The sequence below is a fragment of the Ruegeria sp. CJ6 genome (genome assembly GCF_056536665.1).
The window spans coordinates 471,351-488,670 of record NZ_JBQFQB010000004.1 but is presented as its reverse complement, the minus strand read 5'-3'; the positions used below and the strand labels follow the sequence as shown (position 1 = coordinate 488,670).

At 57.2% G+C, this 17,320-nt stretch carries 15 protein-coding genes and 1 tRNA gene; 8 read left to right on the top strand and 8 right to left on the bottom strand.

The features are described 5' to 3' along the window. Nucleotide 1 precedes the first annotated feature (1 nt). The 3 genes from modC to modA are packed head-to-tail and all read right to left on the bottom strand — an operon-like array spanning nt 2 to nt 2,551. Entirely contained in the window at nt 2-1,093 is a 1,092-nt protein-coding gene (gene modC / locus ACR0BT_RS14710) for a molybdenum ABC transporter ATP-binding protein (RefSeq protein WP_170396032.1), read from the bottom strand. Next, nucleotides 1,090-1,782, bottom strand: a complete 693-nt coding sequence (gene modB / locus ACR0BT_RS14705) for a molybdate ABC transporter permease subunit (RefSeq protein WP_170423885.1) — start codon at nt 1,780-1,782, stop codon at nt 1,090-1,092. The genes modC and modB overlap by 4 nt, the downstream gene beginning before the upstream one ends. Nucleotides 1,783-1,786: 4 nt before the next feature. After that, nucleotides 1,787-2,551: a molybdate ABC transporter substrate-binding protein gene (modA, locus tag ACR0BT_RS14700; RefSeq protein ID WP_480763479.1), complete on the bottom strand. Its 765-nt coding sequence runs from the start codon at nt 2,549-2,551 to the stop codon at nt 1,787-1,789. Between the two features lie 408 nt (nt 2,552-2,959). On the opposite strand from modA, the gene ACR0BT_RS14695 reads away from it, so the two are divergent. Beyond that, nucleotides 2,960-3,035 (top strand) — tRNA-Val (locus tag ACR0BT_RS14695). Nucleotides 3,036-3,202: 167 nt separating this feature from the next. Continuing rightward, complete coding sequence (locus tag ACR0BT_RS14690; RefSeq protein ID WP_480763478.1) at nt 3,203-3,475, top strand: tyrosine-type recombinase/integrase; 273 nt, start codon at nt 3,203-3,205, stop codon at nt 3,473-3,475. A gap of 585 nt (nt 3,476-4,060) precedes the next feature. Here ACR0BT_RS14690 and ACR0BT_RS14685 read toward each other — a convergent pair. Next, nucleotides 4,061-4,693, bottom strand: a complete 633-nt coding sequence (locus tag ACR0BT_RS14685) for a TetR/AcrR family transcriptional regulator (protein WP_480763477.1) — start codon at nt 4,691-4,693, stop codon at nt 4,061-4,063. A 77-nt stretch (nt 4,694-4,770) separates the two neighbouring features. Between ACR0BT_RS14685 and ACR0BT_RS14680 the strand changes: the two genes are divergently transcribed. Continuing rightward, entirely contained in the window at nt 4,771-5,715 is a 945-nt protein-coding gene (locus tag ACR0BT_RS14680; RefSeq protein WP_170566494.1) for an alpha/beta hydrolase, read from the top strand. A gap of 447 nt (nt 5,716-6,162) precedes the next feature. Beyond that, nucleotides 6,163-7,047 carry a hypothetical protein gene (locus tag ACR0BT_RS14675; RefSeq protein ID WP_170396022.1) on the top strand — a complete coding sequence of 295 codons (885 nt, stop codon included), beginning with the start codon at nt 6,163-6,165 and terminating at the stop codon, nt 7,045-7,047. 228 nt (nt 7,048-7,275) lie between these two features. Here ACR0BT_RS14675 and ACR0BT_RS14670 read toward each other — a convergent pair whose 3' ends face one another. After that, on the bottom strand, nt 7,276-8,229 hold the full coding sequence (locus ACR0BT_RS14670; protein ID WP_170396112.1) for a LysR family transcriptional regulator: 954 nt from the start codon (nt 8,227-8,229) through the stop codon (nt 7,276-7,278). Nucleotides 8,230-8,341: 112 nt separating this feature from the next. Between ACR0BT_RS14670 and ACR0BT_RS14665 the strand changes: the two genes are divergently transcribed. Further along, the gene (locus ACR0BT_RS14665) at nt 8,342-9,865 is read left to right on the top strand and encodes a trimethylamine methyltransferase family protein (RefSeq protein ID WP_480763476.1); all 1,524 of its coding nucleotides are present in this window, start codon (nt 8,342-8,344) and stop codon (nt 9,863-9,865) included. Here ACR0BT_RS14665 and ACR0BT_RS14660 read toward each other — a convergent pair. Continuing rightward, nucleotides 9,850-10,602: a sulfotransferase-like domain-containing protein gene (locus tag ACR0BT_RS14660; RefSeq protein ID WP_170396015.1), complete on the bottom strand. Its 753-nt coding sequence runs from the start codon at nt 10,600-10,602 to the stop codon at nt 9,850-9,852. The genes ACR0BT_RS14665 and ACR0BT_RS14660 overlap by 16 nt on opposite strands. Before the next feature lie 47 nt (nt 10,603-10,649). Here ACR0BT_RS14660 and ACR0BT_RS14655 point away from each other — a divergent pair, with 47 nt between their 5' ends. From ACR0BT_RS14655 to ACR0BT_RS14645, 3 genes are read left to right on the top strand one after another with little or no spacing between them, the layout of a single operon-like run. After that, nucleotides 10,650-13,028, top strand: coding sequence for a GcvT family protein (locus tag ACR0BT_RS14655; RefSeq protein ID WP_480763475.1), 2,379 nt, complete (start codon nt 10,650-10,652; stop codon nt 13,026-13,028). Beyond that, nucleotides 13,025-15,406 (top strand): GcvT family protein, encoded by a 2,382-nt coding sequence (locus ACR0BT_RS14650; RefSeq protein WP_480763474.1) that lies wholly within the window; start codon nt 13,025-13,027, stop codon nt 15,404-15,406. The genes ACR0BT_RS14655 and ACR0BT_RS14650 overlap by 4 nt, the downstream gene beginning before the upstream one ends. Beyond that, nucleotides 15,403-16,722 (top strand): aspartate aminotransferase family protein, encoded by a 1,320-nt coding sequence (locus ACR0BT_RS14645; RefSeq protein ID WP_480763473.1) that lies wholly within the window; start codon nt 15,403-15,405, stop codon nt 16,720-16,722. The genes ACR0BT_RS14650 and ACR0BT_RS14645 overlap by 4 nt, the downstream gene beginning before the upstream one ends. Here ACR0BT_RS14645 and ACR0BT_RS14640 read toward each other — a convergent pair. Together ACR0BT_RS14640 and ACR0BT_RS14635 are read right to left on the bottom strand one after the other, a co-directional pair. Then, a complete protein-coding gene (locus ACR0BT_RS14640) occupies nt 16,713-17,147 on the bottom strand; it encodes a DUF2306 domain-containing protein (RefSeq protein ID WP_480615524.1) in 435 nt (144 codons plus the stop codon). The two genes, ACR0BT_RS14645 and ACR0BT_RS14640, sit on opposite strands and share 10 nt — an antisense overlap. Then, the gene (locus tag ACR0BT_RS14635; protein ID WP_480459925.1) at nt 17,035-17,313 is read right to left on the bottom strand and encodes a YdeI/OmpD-associated family protein; all 279 of its coding nucleotides are present in this window, start codon (nt 17,311-17,313) and stop codon (nt 17,035-17,037) included. The genes ACR0BT_RS14640 and ACR0BT_RS14635 overlap by 113 nt, the downstream gene beginning before the upstream one ends. Nucleotides 17,314-17,320: the final 7 nt, after the last annotated feature.

The following is a 17,320-nucleotide window of genomic DNA, read 5'->3' as shown; positions in this document are numbered from 1 at the left end:
CCTAGACAACCCGCCCCCCGACATCCTGCGGAGCCAGCGCGACGGTCTTGATCACCGCATAGCATGTACTGCCCTGCTGCAAACCCAGCGCCGCGACCGAGCGTCGGGTCACGCGCGCCAGCACAACACCCGCAGTTGTTTTGACCGACACGATTGCACCGGGCCCCTCACCTGCCCGGATCGCCTCGACCTGCCCCGACAACACATTCAAGGCTGAAAGACCCTCGGGTGGTCTATTGGACAGGATCACCTCTTGCGCCGGAATACGAATACGCAGCTCTTCGCCGATTTGATGGGCAATCCGAGGCAGGTAAAGACGTGCGCCGCCGGCATCAAGTTCGGACAGGCCATCGTCGTGATGCGCCGTAACACGGACCCGCAAAACGGCCCCCACCGCGCGCACGCCTGCGGGGGCCACAGATGGGTCCGACAGAACATCGGACGCGGGACCATGCCGCACGACACGCCCGTCCTGCAGCGCAACCACGGACGTTGCAAGCCGGGCAACCTCGGCCGCCGAATGGGTCACATAGAGTATCGGGACTGATACCTCGTCCCGCAACCGTTCGAAATAGGGCAGGATTTCAGCCTTTCGCGCGTCGTCGAGCGCGGCCAGAGGCTCATCCGCAAGGATCAGGCGCGGGCTGGCCAGCAGGGCTCGGCCAATGGCGACGCGCTGTTTCTCACCCCCCGATAGCATCGCTGGGCGGCGGTCCAGCAGATGGCCAACACCCAACATCTCGATCACCCGATCCGGGTTTTCGCGTCGCGCCCCGCGCGGTGCAAACCAGCGACCATAATTCAGGTTCTGGCGTACGGTCAGATGCGGGAACAGACGGCCTTCCTGAAAGATATAGCCCAAGCGCCGTCTATGTGGCGGCAGCCATGCCCCACGATCCGTGTCGAACAACACCCAATCGCCGACCGCGACCCGCCCGGCCTCGGGCCTCAATAGCCCCGCGACTGCATTCACCACCGTCGTCTTTCCCGAACCAGAACGCCCAAACAGAACCGTTACACCGGAAGGTGCGTCGAAATCGAGGTCCAGCTTCATCCCGGGCAGCTGGTGTTGCAGGCGGACGGACAGGCTCATGATCCGGCCACGCGTTTGGCCACACGACGGCCCACATATTCCGACAGCAAAAGCGCGCCCATGGCGACGATGATCGAGATGATCACCAACCGAGTCGCCGCCGCCTCACCCCCTGGAACCTGCAAGAACGCATAGACTGCCGAGGGCAACGTCTGCGTCTGACCGGGTATGTTCGAAACAAAGGTGATCGTGGCCCCGAACTCTCCCATCGCCTTGGCAAACGCCAGGATCGCGCCCGCAATGACCCCAGGCAGGATCATTGGCAGCGTCACCGTTCCAAAGACCAGCAGACGCGACGCCCCCAAAGTGGCGCCTGCCTGTTCCAGTTTTGGGTCTACCGCCTCGATCGATAACCGGATCGCGCGCACCATCAGCGGAAAGGCCATGATCCCGGCAGCCAGCGCAGCGCCAGTCCATCGGAAAGCAAAAACGATCCCAAGCTCGGCCAAAGGCGCGCCCAACGGCCCCTGAATCCCAAAGGTCAGCAGCAGCAGATAGCCGGTTACCACCGGCGGCAGGATCAGTGGCAGGTGAACCAGACCATTCAGCAACTGGCGCCCCGGAAACCGCCAGCGCGCAAGCGCATAGGCAATGAAAATCCCAAAGGGCAACGTGATCAGCGTTGCCCAGAACGATACGCGCAGCGACAGGCGCAATGCCTCCATCTCTGCCGGGCCCAACCATCCCATCGTACTACCCTTCGGGCAGGGAGAACCCCTGCCTCACAAATTCGGCCCGTGCGGAATTGCCTTGCAAATAGGTCAAAAGCGCGTGCGCCGTAGGTTCTGCAGTAGAAGTCAGGGCTGCTGGATACACAATCTTCGGGTGGATATCTGCCGGGATGACACCGATGACCCCGACCCGCTCATCAGCCACAGCGTCCGAGCGATAGACAATGCCCAAAGGCGCCGCCCCCGTCGCAACCAGCGCCAGCGCGGCGCGTACATTGTCCGTCTGGGCGATCTGGTCCTGAACATCGCCCCAAAGTCCCAGACCCTGTAACGCGGCCTTGCCATAGATGCCCGCAGGCACCGCATCGACCAAAGCCATGGCCAGATACCCACTGCCTAGACGGGTGCTCAGGTCAAACCCCGCCTCAATCTCGGCCGTGTCAGCCCCCGGCGCACCAATCAAAACCAGCCCGTTACCCAGCAACTCAATACGTGAAGCGGTATCGATCAGGCCCTCATCCTGCAGCACGTCCATCCAATCCTCGTTGGCCGAAATGAACAGATCGGCGGGCGCCCCCGCTTGTATCTGCCGCGCCAGCACCGAGGAGGCCGCGTACGACACCGTCACCTCTTGCCCGGTCTCAGCCTCATAACTTCTGGCAATCCCGTCCAGTGCGGTCTTGAGGCTGGCGGCGGCAAATACCAGCACGCCCTCGGCCCGAACCGGGGCAGCGAGTATCGCGCAGAAGGCCAAAGCTGCGATCAGACAGCGACAGGCGCCCGTCATTCTTTGCCTCCGGATCAGAGGGTTGCAATCCCTCTGGGCATATCGGAGGCAACACGTGGCAGGCAAGGCCCTTTGGCCTTACAACCAAAGCTACGGCCCATATTGAACTCAGAATTCGGTGGAAAACGAGAATCGCCCAACCCAAGATCAATATGCTGTCGCGCTTCTCTAAAACCGAAAACTCCCGAGGTAGAGCGCTCAATCGCTAAACAACGTGTCTGATCCGCCTCGTCTGAACAGCGATATTCGCATTTCGCTATTCAACCACGATATGACACATGAGTTTGCTCGATTGGGAACCGCGCCCCATTGCCTAATCGCTGATCTGAAACCTTGCGCAATTTTGCAAAAGAAATTGTGCTATACCCTCTTGCACCCACGCACGGGCTTAGCTACATGAGCCCTCACGGGTGATTAGCTCAGTTGGTAGAGCGCTTCGTTTACACCGAAGATGTCGGGAGTTCGAGTCTCTCATCACCCACCATTCTTTCCCCGCAGTGTATCAAGGCTTAAGCGAAAAACACTTGCTGCTGTGCTGCTCGGGAAACTGTGTCCGCCGCACTTAAACGGAAAAGATGTCTCCAACACAGGAGATATGGGCTACGGCAACAATCGTAAAACAGCCTCAGCCCAAATGCCGTAGCCGTATTGATGGACCTGCCAAGCAAAGACGACCGGTGTTTGCCCCTGTCTGGTAACTCTGTGCGATTAGTCTTTGAACATCTCAGGCAAGGGGCAGGTGTGGTTGACCCGACATTTCATGATCTTCGGCACGAGGCGGTGTCACGCTTTGTGGAAAGTGGATCGTCGCTGGCGCAGGTCCAAATGATCAGCGGGCATCGGGATTTGCGGATGTTGATGCGTTATACCCACCTACAGACCGATGACATCATGGCAAAGCTGGCCACCGTAGAACTTGCTTAGATCGCCTTGATACAATGTAGGGTGGTCGCAGTCTCCAGATGCGCTAGCTCGAACGGTACGTCAGCAATCGCCAATGCGTGCAGTTTAATGCCGAAAAAACAGTAGAGCGGGATCGGAGATGTCGGGCAACCGTTCCGTCGTACCGAATGTTTAGGTCGGCGCTATATCGGTCGGGACAAGTTCCAAAGGGTTGAGCGAAACCGACCAATTCGGTTGGCTGCTCCAAGGACACATTAACACGGCACATAGACTTCCAGTTTTTGGATGGCATGACATGGGATCGGTATGGTCAATGCGAGGTCGACCACATTACCCCTCTTTCGGCTGCTCGGTCTTTGGAGCACCTCATCGAACTTTGCGGTTACAGCAACCTGCAACCTCTTTGGAAGCGGGACATCCTAGCAAAGGGCGGGGCGTAAGGCTCGCCCGTGCGGGCTAGAATCTGTCTTCTTTGCACAAGGCTGGTTGCGAATTTGCTCAACCCGCACCGTTATCGAGTATTCAAGGAAGAAGGCAAAGCCGATATTCCCTTAGCTTATGCCGAACGTCAGTCCTGCGGACTTTCCTGCTCTTCGTGATGGCCGTTTAAACGTCCGCTTTGTAGTGCTTTAGGAACATCGCGACACAATCGTCCAGTACGTCTTTCGGCGTTGGGTTCTCGCCAAGGAAGAACTCTGGCCAGAAGAAGAAGTTTTTTACAAGCGCCAGAAGCTGGTTGGTCGCAAGAACCGGATCAGCCTTTCGGATCACGCCTGCATCCATGGCTTCGCTGATCAGCCTCGTTATTGGGTAATCATGTGTTGCTGTTTCAGTGAAGAATTGCCGGGAACGTTCAAGGTCACGGATCAATTCTGAGATGACCATCCGGTTCAATCCGATGGCGGTCTCATCGGTGATCACCCCAATGTAGCGCCACAAGGCGTTCTTCAGTTGCTCAACGAAGTCTCGATCCGGATCATAGGGCACTGGCTCCATGCTCCGGTTCTGCTCCAGCATGATCTGTGAGATCGCCTCGAAAAGGGCCTCCTTGCTCTCGAAGTGATTGTAGAGCGTGCGACTCGATACGTTCGCTTTTTTGGCAATGGAGGTGGTCTTGGCCCCCAGAAACCCCTGTTCTTTGAATTCATCGATGGCTGCGTCGATGATATCTTTTCGTTTTTTTTCAGTGCGCTTCAAGATTTCAGCCTCAAAAAGTAAAAAGACATGTTTACAAAACACTGCCCATCACCATAAGTAAACACAACGATTTACTTTAGCAAGGCGCAATGCTGCCTGATCCCGAAAGGACCAAGACCATGACAACTCAAAATCTCACAGCGGGCAAAAACGAAGTCACCTTCAAATCCTTTGGCGTGGATTTGGCGGGCGATCTCTACCTGCCCGAAGGCTTTGATGAGACCAAGACCTACAAGGCCATCGTGGGGGCCAGCCCGTTCCCTCAGGTCAAAGATCAGATCCCGGCTACTTACGGGCCGGAAATGGCCGCGCGGGGTTTCATCTACCTCGGTTTCGATTACCTCGGCATGGGCTCGTCCCCTGCGCTGCCCGGAGAGTACAAGCAATCCCGCTACATGTTCCGGCTGATCGAAAACACCTGGGACGCCGTGTCTTACCTCGGCACTCTGCCGTTCGTTGACGAGATTTACGGTCTGGGTGTTTGCCAAGGCGGCTCGATCATCGCATCCGCCGCCGTGACCGATCATCGCATCAAGAAGATCGCCATGGTGTCGGGCATGATGGCGGCTGATGGTTTTCAATGGACCGACCGCGATATGGTCAATCAGCAAATCGCGGCCTCGAACGCCTCGATGCAGAAGATGTATGAAACCGGCGAGCCGGATTATGTCGAACCATTTGGGCTAAATGATGAGCAAACCCGAGAAGAATTTGTTGGATCGGGTGTTAACCCGATGGCCGGAGAATCCTATGACTACTACGGACGCGATGGAGTCAAAGGCCCGGTTGCGGTTCCGACCTATACCAACATGCATATCGGCGATCAGGGCATGCAGTCTCTGATTTCCATTGGAGAGGCTTATGCCGATAAGATCGTGCAGCCGTCCCTAACCATCTACAGCAGCACGGCCTTTACAGCGCCGTGCTCCACGCAGTTTGTCGCGAAGCTGACGAATGAACATGAGGAGTTGGCGTTTGATGAGTTCTCTCATGTGGACTTCTACTACAAGCCCGAGGCAGTAAAGGCGTCGACGGACGCTGTAGCAGAGTTCTTCAATAGATGAAGTGATGAGGCAGAGGTCATACAGTGATCTCTGCCTCCTTGCCGACAAGCGGAAGTTAGATCGAGGTTCTGCAATGGCCGCTTAGGGCTCAAAGCAGACATCAGGCTAAGACGCAGCATTGGCTGTTAAAGGCAGAAAAGCGGTCTTTCGCAGCGAAATGAGCCTACGTCGGCTAGTCGCAGTGTTTTGGCAGCTGCTATACTCTTCAAGCCAACCTTGGTTAGCTAGATGCACCTAAGCAGGGACAGCAAAAACTAGGCCAACTTTACACATTTCGAAAGTTGTCAGAAATGGCCAATTTGAGCCCGCGCACTCACGCAGTCAGGCCGCATGATTTTGATCCGAAAACCCTCAAGACTCTCACTTGTGATGCGCTCAGAGCCTAACGCGTTTGTGCACACAGCCATATATTTTGTACACTCCTAGGAATAACCTTTCAGGATTGACATGAATTTACATCGAAGCAACCGGGTCAAGGCACTAGTGCTGGCAAGCTTTGCAAGTATGGCGTTCGGGATTGGCGCTGCGGCCTCTGAGCGGCTACCGGCGCTACGCGTCGTACAATCAGGTCATAGCCTCACCGATGGCGTCATCGGTCCGCTTGAGATCATGGTACGTGTAACCAGTATGCGCGGCGGCAAACTGGACAAGGCTACAATTCCGGGCAGTCCGATGGAGTGGCGATGGGAAAATGCGAGTAACCCGGATATCCGTCAGCCTGAGGTGATGGCCCGTTACGACGTTCTAGCAATCACCGAACGTGTCGCACTGACAAACACAATGGACCATCATGACAGCAAACACTGGGCTTTGCATTGGGCGAGCCATGCGTGGGAGCATGGCGCGAATGGTGATGGCGCTCGGTCTGTGCTCTATGCAAGCTGGGTCGATATCGAAAGCGGTTCGGGTTCTGAAAATCGCCACAACGACCCTGAAGGTCATTTGACATTTCGCGAACGACTGCCGCTGGAGATGGTGCGGTGGCAAAGCATTCTTGATCACGTCAACGCAAACCGGCCCGATGGGATGCCTGAAATGGACATGATCCCTGGCCCTCTGATTATGGCTCGCGCTTATGACGAAATTGCATCAGGCACAGCCCCGGGGCTCAATGATATTCACGACCTTTTTTCAGATAGCATTCACCCCAACAAGATGGGTAACTATCTCATCGCACTGGCACATTTCGCGGTGATCTACGACGGCGATCCGCGTGGCTTGCCGCCAACGATGCTGACGCAGGGCGGGCCGGACAAGGTGCAGGCGGCATGGATGCAAGAAATTGTCTGGGACGTGCTTAACGAATACGCAGAAACATCAGGCGGCCCCTAATGAGCCCTGTGTAGGTCGGCTTACGCCGTTCACGCGCATCTTGGTCCGGTTTGGGCCTTCGCTCCTGCTGGGTCCAAAACAGCGAATGGCAGCAATGTCCGCAAAGTGGACGTACAAGCAAGTCGCCGAAAACGACCGCAATTCGGACAACCCCATCTCCAACTTTGCGGACGGAATGTCTGCTTCTGTTATTTTGTCTTGAAGTCAGGCGATTTAGCCAACCGCCATTCAACTATAGACTGAGCTACTAGACCGCTCGAGCTCCACACTGTTAACTCCGATATTACCCATGTGGAGAGTTATTCGCTCTGCTAGCCTTTGTTTGCACAACTCCGCTACGGCCGCTGGCAAGCCTTGCAACTCCTCTTTCCTCGCAACGACCGTCAACGTGCGCGACAAACCCGAAACAGGCAATTCTTGCAATCGCAAAGCCATGTTTTCAACGAGACCATCGATCAACAGCGTCGGGGTCAAAAGGCTAAAACCCTGTCCTGTCGAAACGCAGGAAGTCACCATGCTGGAGCGATCTGCCTGTATGACTTTGTCAGGCTCGAAGCGCAGTCGTCGCAGGTGCTGGGCAATCTGGCGTCCTGCATTGGTCGTATCCCCGAAACGTACAAGAGGCAGCCTTGTCTGGATTGCTTCCAGGCTTTCAGTTGGCCCGTTGTATGCTTCAGGAAGAACCAAGAGGTATTTTTCGGTCAAAATGTGATGCCGTTCTAGCCCGTCCATGTCCAAAAAAGGGTTTGATGTAATTGCCAGGTCCGCCTGCTTGGTGCGCAAGAGATGCTCATGGTTACCGCTTTGCCCGGCGTGCAATGTGATATCTTCGACGTTGAACATCTTTTGCGCAAGATCGATCAATGGCGGTGTAAGGGTTGTTGCAACGGAGGCTTGAATGCCCACCCTTAGCAGCGTCAGGGACTGGCCACCGACATGGCGCAACTCGGTTTCCATATCCGACAAAGCATCAAGTATCTTTTGCGCTTTGCCGTGCAGTCGTGCACCAGCGTATGTCAGTTTTGCGGGTCGCGTGCTGCGGTCCAGTAGCGTCGTGCCGAACGCCTTTTCCAACGCGGAAATGTGCTGAGATGCGGCGGGTTGTGACAGACTCAGCAGGCTCGCTCCAGCCCGCATTTGACCTGTTTCTGCTACCGCAAGGAACACCTCAAGCGAGCGCATAAGACTGGGTGACATTTTATAGCGATCAAGCACGGCTCATCCTTAGTATAAGAATTTCTAATACTATTTAGGTTTTCTTGGGTTTGGTCAATCGCTGCGGCATCGTTATCACATGTCTCGCATACGCACCTCTCGCCGCAAAAAAACGGCAAAGCAACGCTCACCGAACGACGCGCGTGCGCCATACATTTTGCGCAAGCTTTCAACCTTCGGTGTCCTCAGCGATGCCGGGCTTGAGCAGATTGAGGCAAATGCCGACACCATCCTTTCTGAGACGGGTATGGAATTTCAAGACGATCCTGAGATCCTCCTGATTTTTGCGGATGCAGGGTGCGATGTAGACGGCACACGGGTACGGTTCGCGCCCGGCTTTTGCCGCCGGACCATCATGGCGACCGCGCCAAGCCAGTTCATACAGCATGCCCGCAACCCCAAAAACACTGTCCAGCTTGGCGGCGATGCGACGGTTTTGTGCCCGTCCTGGGGTCCGCCTTTTGTGCATGATCTGGATCGCGGCCGGCGTTATGCGAGCCATGAAGACTTCAACAATCTGGTAAAGCTACACCACACGCTGCCATGGCTGCATCATTCGGGCGGTGTGGTTTGTGAACCTGTTGATCTGCCCGCCAACAAGCGCCATCTGGATATGCTCTACGCTCATATCCGCCACTCTGACCGCGCGTTTATGGGGGCCTTTATCGGCGCTGAACGGGCAGGTCATGCAATTGACATGGCGCGCATTGTTTTTGGCGACATCTCAGAGAAGCCCGCGTTATACTGCGTGTCTAACACCAATGCGCCTTTGGTGATGGACAGCCATATGTCTGGCGCGCTGAAAACCTATGCCCGCGCGGGCCAGCCCGTCGCCTGCACGCCCTGGGTGCTGACTGGGGCGATGTCACCCGCGACCGTGGCCGGCACGCTTGCGCAAGTGCTGGCCGAATCCATGGCGACAATGACGTTAACCCAACTGGTGAACCCCGGCACGCCTTGTCTGATGGGCAGCTTCGCCTCGACCATGTCGATGAAATCCGGCGCGCCAACTTTTGGCACACCTGAGGCCGGGTTGATGGTTCTCGCCGCGGGGCAACTTGCGCGCAGGCTCGGGGTGCCCCTGCACACTGTTGGCACACTAAGTTCGTCCAAACTGTCCGATGCACAAAGCCAGCAAGAGGCCGCGTGGGGTCTGATGATGTCGATGTTTGCCGGTGCCAACTTGATCAACCATGCGACCGGCTGGCTCGAAGGGGGGTTGGTGACCTCATTCGAAAAAACCGTGATTGATCATGATCTGTGCGGCAAGATCGGTCGCTTTTTTGACGGGATCGATATGAGCGAAAATGCTCAGGCGATGGAGGCTATTGCCACAACAGGGCCGGGGCAACATTTCCTTGGGTCTGAACATACGCAAGCCAACTTCATGACTGCGCTCTTTCGCCCGTGGACACCCGACGATAACTCGTTCGAGCAATGGCACGCGGCAGGTGAACAGGATGCGGCCGTGCGGGCCAACGTCATTTGGAAGGAACGACTAGCAGGGTATGAGGACCCCGGCCTCGACCGAGACGTTGATGCAGCTCTCAAGGACTACATCGCCGCCCGCAAAGCCGAAAAACCAGATCAGGAATACTTCTGATGGGCCTGGCTTTCAGCAATCTCACACATCCGCTCGTAGAACGGTACGTGATGCGCAGCTATGTCGGTATAGGGTTCTCCGAGCTGGTGAAGCTCTGCTTGGAAGTCGACCGCTTCAGGCGCCTTGATCGCCCCGCTTTGCAGCACTTCGGTATGCCAACTTTGAACCGAACCCCATCCATCCGGCACAGCATCGTTCCACGTGAACGCATGATCCAGAAACGTAAGCCCCACATGTGCCCAGTAGCGGCGCAACGTGGTCTGCGGATCATTGCGCAACTGATCTGCAGTAATCACCAACGGGCTATGGCCCAACTCGGTCAACGCGCTATAAAGCCTGCATTGCGCCTCATGCCCCAACTCCAACTGCGTAAACTCAGGATCGCGCTTTGCGTAGGAAAGCGCGGCTTCGATGGGATTGCGCACCAAAAAGGCGTGGGTCATTTCGCCCGCAAACCCTGCATCGCGGGGCAGTCTGTCGGCGACGTAGTACGCCATGTCCTTGAAGAAAACCAGACCACCCTGCGCGGTCTTGCGGATCATGGCGCGGATTTCATCGTAGGTCACCGGATGTCCCGGTTCCGGAGTGAAACCCGGGAAAAGCCGATCCTTGGTCGTAAGGTAGTGGTGGTACATGAACGGTTCGTGCAGGACCGACAGATCACCACGCTCGCGCATGATCCGTTCAAACGCCGTCGAAACCGAGCGTGGGTGGCACCACAAAGCATGTATAGTCATGTGGTTAGCCTAGTGGTGCTGAAAAGCTTGCGTCAACAGGGGTTTGCATGAGCCGCATTTTGATCATTGGCGGCGGCGCAATTGGCCTTAGCGTAGCCTATCATCTTGGGAAACGCGGCGCAGATGATGTCACGTTGCTGGAGCGCAACCAGTTGACGTCGGGCACCTCCTGGCATGCGGCGGGGATTGTTGGCCCTTTGCGCGCGACGCCCAATATGACGGTACTTGCCTCTGCCGCGCTTGAGGTCTTTCCGGCGCTGGAGCAAGAGACAGGCATGTCCACCGGATATCGACGCACCGGGGGTTATTGGCTGGCGCGCGAACCGGCGCGCATGGACGAATTTCACCGGATTGCTGACCTCGGCGCGACGCAAGGGTTAACGCCAGCGGTGATCGCTGCGCGCGATGTTCCGCTGCCCGCGCTCGATCTTTCAAAACATGTCGGCGCATTGCATGTGCCGGAAGACGCCAATGTGAACCCGGTCGACCTATGTATGGCCTATGCTCGTGCCGCCAAGACCCTCGGTGTAACGATCCGTGAAGGCGTCGAGGTCGAAAGACTGATCACCGAAAACAGGAAAGCAAAGGGCGTGGCACTTGCTGACGGCACCACTATGGAAGCGGACCAGGTGGTCATCGCGACAGGAGCCTGGTCGCGAGAGCTGGCTGCGACTGCCGGGGTCGCGCTACCGCTCCAAGCGGTTGAGCATATGTACGTTGTGACCGAACCCTTCCCCGATCTGCCCGACCCTTTCCCAGTGATCCGCGATCTGGATCGAGGCATCTATATCAAGGGCGATGCCGGAAAATTGGTGATTGGCGGATTTGAACCCAATGCCAAATGCTGGAACCCATACGGGCCAGAAGGCAACCGACCTTTCCTTGAGATGGCAGAAGACTGGGATCAGTTTGCCCCTTTTATGGAAGCGGCTTTGGAGCTTTGCCCCGCGTTGGAGCACTTAGGCGTGCAGCATTTCATGAACGGCCCCGAGAGCTTTACCGCCGACACACGCCCACTAGTCGGGGAAACTGACGTTGATCGTCTGTTTGTCGGCGCAGGCATGAACTCGGTGGGCGTTATGTCCTCGGCCGGGATCGGACGCGCCTTGGCCGATTGGATGGTCGATGGCCAACCGCCAATGAACATGTGGGAGGTGGATGTCGCCCGGGTCGACCCACTTACGGCAACGCCCGCGCATTTGGAAGCACGGATGGAAGAGGCCGTCGCGGACCTCTTCAACCTGCATTGGCCTTACAAACAGCCCAAGGCCGGGCGCGGGATGCGTAAGTCCGCACTGCATGATCGATGGGCTGCCTTTGGGGCGCAGTTTGGACAAACCGCCGGGTGGGAGCGAGGGCTTTGGTATGGCGAGGCGCAGGCGTATTCTATTGGCGCTCAAGGATGGTGGCCGATTACCCAAAACGAAGCTGCGTCTATGGCCAAGGGCACGGCCCTGATCGACCTCAGCCCCTTTACCAAGATAGACGTCACGGGGCCGCGTGTTCTTGACGCGCTGAACCAGCTTTGTACCGCGCAGATGGACGTCGCTATCGGCAAAGCAGTTTACACCCAAATCCTGAACGACCGTGGCGGGATCGAGATGGATATCACCGTCTCTCGTCTCGCCGACAGCCGTTTCCATATCACATCGGGTGCCGCGACCCGTGCTCGTGACTTTGCGTTCCTGCGACGCAATCTGGCCGATGGCGTGACGCTAACGGATGTGACCGAGGAGTTTTGCACACTTGGTGTCATGGGCGCAGGCAGTGGCCCGGTGCTGCAGAAACTGGATGCCGGGGTCGCATGGGCAAATGCGCCAATGGGTCAGGTGTGCGAATTTAAGGTCGAAGGCCAAAGTGCGCGCGCCACCCGCGTAAGCTTTGTCGGTGAATACGGCTGGGAATTAACCCTTCCCAATGCTGTCGCAGTGCGCGTTTTCGACGCGCTCATCGCTGCGGGCGCTGCGCCGCTTGGGCACTATGCGCTTGATGGCTGCCGGATCGAAAAGGGTTTCAAACACTGGGGCCATGACATTGATCCGACCGTCACACCTTTGGAAGCGGGGCTTGGCTTTACCATCGACTGGAATAAGGACTTCACCGGCAAGGCAGCTTTGCAGGAACAAAAGGAACAGGGCACCCGCAAACGTCTTGTCCTGATGCAAATCGAAGGTTCGGCGTTGATGCTGCACGATGAACCCATCTTTGAAGAGGGTCGACATGTCGGGTTCACAACCTTCGGCGCGCGTGGACCTCGCACCGGGCTGAACCTTTGCTTTGCTCTTGTGTCCACCGACCCAAGTGAGGCGAAAGCTCAAACTTGCGCACGTAGTTTCACGGTAAAGGTCGCTGGCAAAGACTATGCTGCCACCCCGTTGCAGCGCCCGCCCTTTGACCCGAAAAATGAAAGGATGCGTGGACAATGAGCACCGTGACCAAGGCACAGGTTGTCATCATCGGCGGCGGCGCGATGGGCGTCTCGCTGATGTATCATCTGGTCAAAGTGGGTTGGACGGATGTGCTGCTGGTGGAGAAGAACGACCTCACCCATGGCTCAACCTGGCATGCAGCGGGCCTGTGTACCCATTTCGCGCACAATCCGACGATTCAGGAACTGCGTGCCAAGTCCGTGCGACTCTATCGGGATATTCTGCCACAGGAGACGGGCCGTGACTGCGGGTTTCACACCACTGGCGCAATGCGGATCACGCGCAACCCGGACCGGATGGATGAGTTTCGCCATGTCGCAGGCCTGTCGGATTTCACGGGCTATCCGCTGGAAGTCCTGACACCCGAACGCATCGCCGAGTTGCATCCGCTGGCAAGACTCGACGGTCTGTTGGGCGGAATCTATGAACCCGATGACGGCCACGTCGATCCCACGCTTGCCACCAACGCCATGGCCGAGGTGGCGCGCCAGGGCGGCGCGCAGATCTGGCGCAACTGCCCAGTAACCGCGATCCGGCGCGATGGCGACCATTGGTTGCTCGACACGCCCAAAGGCACGGTTGAGGCGGTACATGTAGTCAACGCGGCTGGCACTTGGGGATGGGAAATCGGCCAAATGATGGGGCTGAACATCCCCTCTGTCCCGGTGCTACACCAATATCTGGTAACCGATACTGTACAGGTCGTGGAAGACCGGATTACTCAGGGGCTGCCTGAACTGCCGATCATCCGCGACCCCGAAGAAAGCTGGTATGTCCGGCAAGAACGCGATGGGCTGATCCTTGGACCTTACGAAAAAGAGGCACAGGTCTGGTCCGTGGATGGCGTCCCGCCCGAATTTGGTGCGGACTTGATGCCGCCTGACCTAGACCGGGTCGAAGATATCATCGAGGCGGCCATGGCACGCATTCCAGCGCTGGAAACTGGGGGCATCAAATCGGTCATCAACGGCCCCATCACCTTTACCCCCGACGCCAACCCGCTGATTGGTCCGGCGCATGGGTTGCAAAACGCGTGGTTGCTGACCGGCTCGTCCATGGGTGTGATGGAGGGCGGCGGCGCGGGCTGGTTCCTCGCGCATTGGATGACCCATGGCGCGCCGCCTATGGATGCGCTGGCAGTGGATAGTCGCCGCTTCGGGTCCTGGGCAGATCGCGACTATCGCGTGGCCAAAGCCATTGAGTGTTTCGGCTTACAATTTGGTGTCCACTATCCCCACGAGGAACGACCCGCAGGTCGTGGCCTGCGTCTGTCTCAATTGCATGAGCTGATGGTCGAACGGGGTGCGGTCATGGGAGCGGCCCATGGCTGGGAACGGCCAAACTGGTTCACCGATACACCCGGCGCAGAGGCGATTGAAACCTTCCGCCGCGCCAATTGGTTCGATGCAGTGGCCGCCGAGGTCGATGCCGCCTCCAACCGCGTTGCGATGGCCGATCTTTCGGTGTTCTCGAAATTCGATGTCACCGGGCCGGATGTGGCGGCGTTCCTTGAGGCGCTCGGATCCAACCGCGCGCCAGAACCGGGGCGCATCGGCCTGACCCATGTGCTAACACCAGCAGGCGGGGTATTGTCGGAGCTCACCGTCACCAGATTGGCCGAGGATCATGCCTACCTGACCTGCGCGGCTGCGGCCGAGGAAATCGACTTGGATCAGTTGATCAAGGCAGCGGCGGCGTTCGAGGTCACCGTTACCAACCGCTGCGAAGATCTGGCCGTGATCGGTGTCATGGGCCCGAAATCACCCGATGTGTTGCCCCAACTCACCAGCATGCCGTGGCTCACCGCGCAGGCAACCGAGATCGCTGGTATCCCCGTGCGAGCCCTGCGCGTGTCCTACCTTGGGGAATGCGGGTGGGAGCTGCATGTTACGCGCAATCAGGCCGTTGCGCTTTTCACCAAACTGGAAGAGACCGCCCAACCCCATGGCCTTGGCTTTTATGGCGCCTATGCCGCCAACTCGATGCGGCTGGAAAAGGGCTATCGCGCTTGGGGAAGCGACCTGACAACGGAACGCAGCCCGCTAGACGCCGGCCTTACACCCTTTGTCCGCAAAGACTTGCGCAACACCCTGCGTCAAGAATGGGACATGGTTCTGCTGGAGATTGAGGCAGGCGAAGTCGATCCGTTCTATGCCCACACGATTTGGCATCGGGAGCACCCGGTTGGGATCATCACCTCCGGTGCTTATGGCCATCGCACCGGCAAAGTGCTCGCACTGGCGTACCTGCGCGACCCAACTGCACGCGAAAACTTGACCGTTTCCATCCTAGGGCAGCACAGGCGGGCAACCATTCTGCCGCGTCCTCCATATGACCCTGACAATACCCGTTTGAAAGCTGGAGCCGCCAAATGATCGAACATCCCCTGCATACCGATTGGAACTTTGACAGCACCGCCGCGCGGCGTGATCGGTTCTATGCAGCCTCACTGACCCGTTTCACACCGTTCCGGGAACCAATCGTATTTCAGAAGGGGCAAGGTCAGTATTTGTGGGATACGGACGGGCGGAAATACACGGACCTTCTGGGAATGAACGTCTGCATCTCTGTCGGCCATTCGCATCCCCGGGTCGTCGCCGCAGCGATGGAACAGGCGCAAGAACTCACCCATTGTACGACCATGTTCTATCACCCGACGCCTGCGCATTTGGCAGAGGAACTTGCTGCCACAATGCCAAAAGGTCATGACTGGGTGGTGCATCTTACCAATTCGGGGTCTGAGGCCATCGACCTGGCCATGACGATGGCGCGGACCTTCACCGGCAATCTTGATTTGCTCGCTTTGAGGACCGCCTATCATGGACCGACCGCTGCAGCGCAATCAGTCACGGGTATTTCTGGGTGGCGGCACCCGGGCATGCCCGGCAACGTGGCCTTTGTCGCTGATCCGAACCAGTATCGCGGCATTTTTGGCCCCGGCACTGCGCCTTATCTTGATGAGATCACACACACGATCAATGCCGCTACATCCGGCCAGGTGGCCGGGATTTTGGTTGAGAGTGTGCAAGGTTATGGCGGTATCCACCAGATGCCGCCGGGATACATGTCGGGGGCGGCGGAACGAGTACGCGCAGCAGGTGGGCTCTATATCGCGGATGAGGTTCAATCCGGTTTCGGCCGCACTGGCGATCACTTCTGGGGGTTTGAGGCGGACGGCGTGGTTCCCGATATAATTGTTATGGCTAAAGGTTTGGGCAATGGCTTTCCTATCGGCGCCGTTGTGGCCAAGAAACATATCGCAGAGCCAATGGCCGAGAAGTTCATGTTCCACACCTATGGAGCGAACCCGACCTCTGCTGCCGCCGCGCGTGCCGTCCTTGCGGTAATGCGCGATGAGGGTTTGCAAGAGAACGCAAAGACCGTTGGTGCAAAGCTGTTGGAGCGCCTGAACGATCTGAAAGCCAAGCATAAGGCCATCGGAGATGTTCGAGGCCACGGTCTGATGCTGGCACTGGAATTCGTGATCGACCGCGACAGCAAAACACCTGACAAGACGATGACGTCCGAGGTCTTCGAGGCTTGCCGCGCACAAGGAATTATCTTATCGAAATCCGGTCCGTTCCAGCAATGCCTACGCATGGTGCCCCCGCTTTGCCTGTCTATGGAGGATGTGGATCAAGTCACAACGAGTCTTGATCAGGCGCTAGGCGATGCGGCGATTCAGGTATGAACAGCACCAAAAAGTGTAGTGTTCATGACGCGGCCAGGTAACAGCGTGAACAAGCCAGTTACCACAAGCGCCAAAGCAAATAGGGATATCATAAGCACCTTGTGACGGTTGATGTCTCCCTGACGTGCCGCCTTGCTCGCCAGAAAAAGGCTAACAAGTGTAACCGGAATCAACAGGTGGATGGGAGAGTAGCTCCCCCATAACCGTGTCTGATGCATGAAAACTGCGGTAAACGCCGTTCCCGCCATAAGTAAGGCCCAAGCATATCCGAACAGCCGATGACAGTGGTTCACCTGATAGGTGCATGATGCCTTAATGACTGAGACGCGCGGCACGATCTTTGTAGCTTTTGGACCAAGCTTGCTGCCAGCGCGGGCTGATGAGTTGTGCCCTCCTTTTTTCGTCGACTTTGAGCCTTCGGCCATCGATCCGCCCATGTACAACCAGCGCACCCGATACCTCTTCGCAGCTGATATATTTATCGGGATGTGCTGCTTTCCAGGTGATCAATCGGGCGCTTTCGTTTTGGGCATTGTTCTTTGCCAACCAGTGCCAAAGCTGATCTTTGGATGTGATCACGATCTCGTCCATGGTGCCC

Excerpts from the sequence above, each read along its gene's own strand:
- ACR0BT_RS14660 (WP_170396015.1), bottom strand. The coding sequence starts at position 10,602 with ATGACTATACATGCTTTGTGGTGCCACCCACGCTCGGTTTCGACGGCG.
- ACR0BT_RS14645 (WP_480763473.1), top strand. The coding sequence starts at position 15,403 with ATGATCGAACATCCCCTGCATACCGATTGGAACTTTGACAGCACCGCC.
- modB (WP_170423885.1), bottom strand. The coding sequence starts at position 1,782 with ATGGGATGGTTGGGCCCGGCAGAGATGGAGGCATTGCGCCTGTCGCTG.
- ACR0BT_RS14635 (WP_480459925.1), bottom strand. The coding sequence starts at position 17,313 with ATGGACGAGATCGTGATCACATCCAAAGATCAGCTTTGGCACTGGTTG.
- ACR0BT_RS14665 (WP_480763476.1), top strand. The coding sequence starts at position 8,342 with ATGTCTCGCATACGCACCTCTCGCCGCAAAAAAACGGCAAAGCAACGC.
- ACR0BT_RS14680 (WP_170566494.1), top strand. The coding sequence starts at position 4,771 with ATGACAACTCAAAATCTCACAGCGGGCAAAAACGAAGTCACCTTCAAA.
- ACR0BT_RS14675 (WP_170396022.1), top strand. The coding sequence starts at position 6,163 with ATGAATTTACATCGAAGCAACCGGGTCAAGGCACTAGTGCTGGCAAGC.
- modA (WP_480763479.1), bottom strand. The coding sequence starts at position 2,551 with ATGACGGGCGCCTGTCGCTGTCTGATCGCAGCTTTGGCCTTCTGCGCG.
- ACR0BT_RS14655 (WP_480763475.1), top strand. The coding sequence starts at position 10,650 with ATGAGCCGCATTTTGATCATTGGCGGCGGCGCAATTGGCCTTAGCGTA.
- ACR0BT_RS14640 (WP_480615524.1), bottom strand. The coding sequence starts at position 17,147 with ATGGCCGAAGGCTCAAAGTCGACGAAAAAAGGAGGGCACAACTCATCA.
- ACR0BT_RS14690 (WP_480763478.1), top strand. The coding sequence starts at position 3,203 with ATGGACCTGCCAAGCAAAGACGACCGGTGTTTGCCCCTGTCTGGTAAC.
- modC (WP_170396032.1), bottom strand. The coding sequence starts at position 1,093 with ATGAGCCTGTCCGTCCGCCTGCAACACCAGCTGCCCGGGATGAAGCTG.
- ACR0BT_RS14650 (WP_480763474.1), top strand. The coding sequence starts at position 13,025 with ATGAGCACCGTGACCAAGGCACAGGTTGTCATCATCGGCGGCGGCGCG.
- ACR0BT_RS14670 (WP_170396112.1), bottom strand. The coding sequence starts at position 8,229 with ATGCGCTCGCTTGAGGTGTTCCTTGCGGTAGCAGAAACAGGTCAAATG.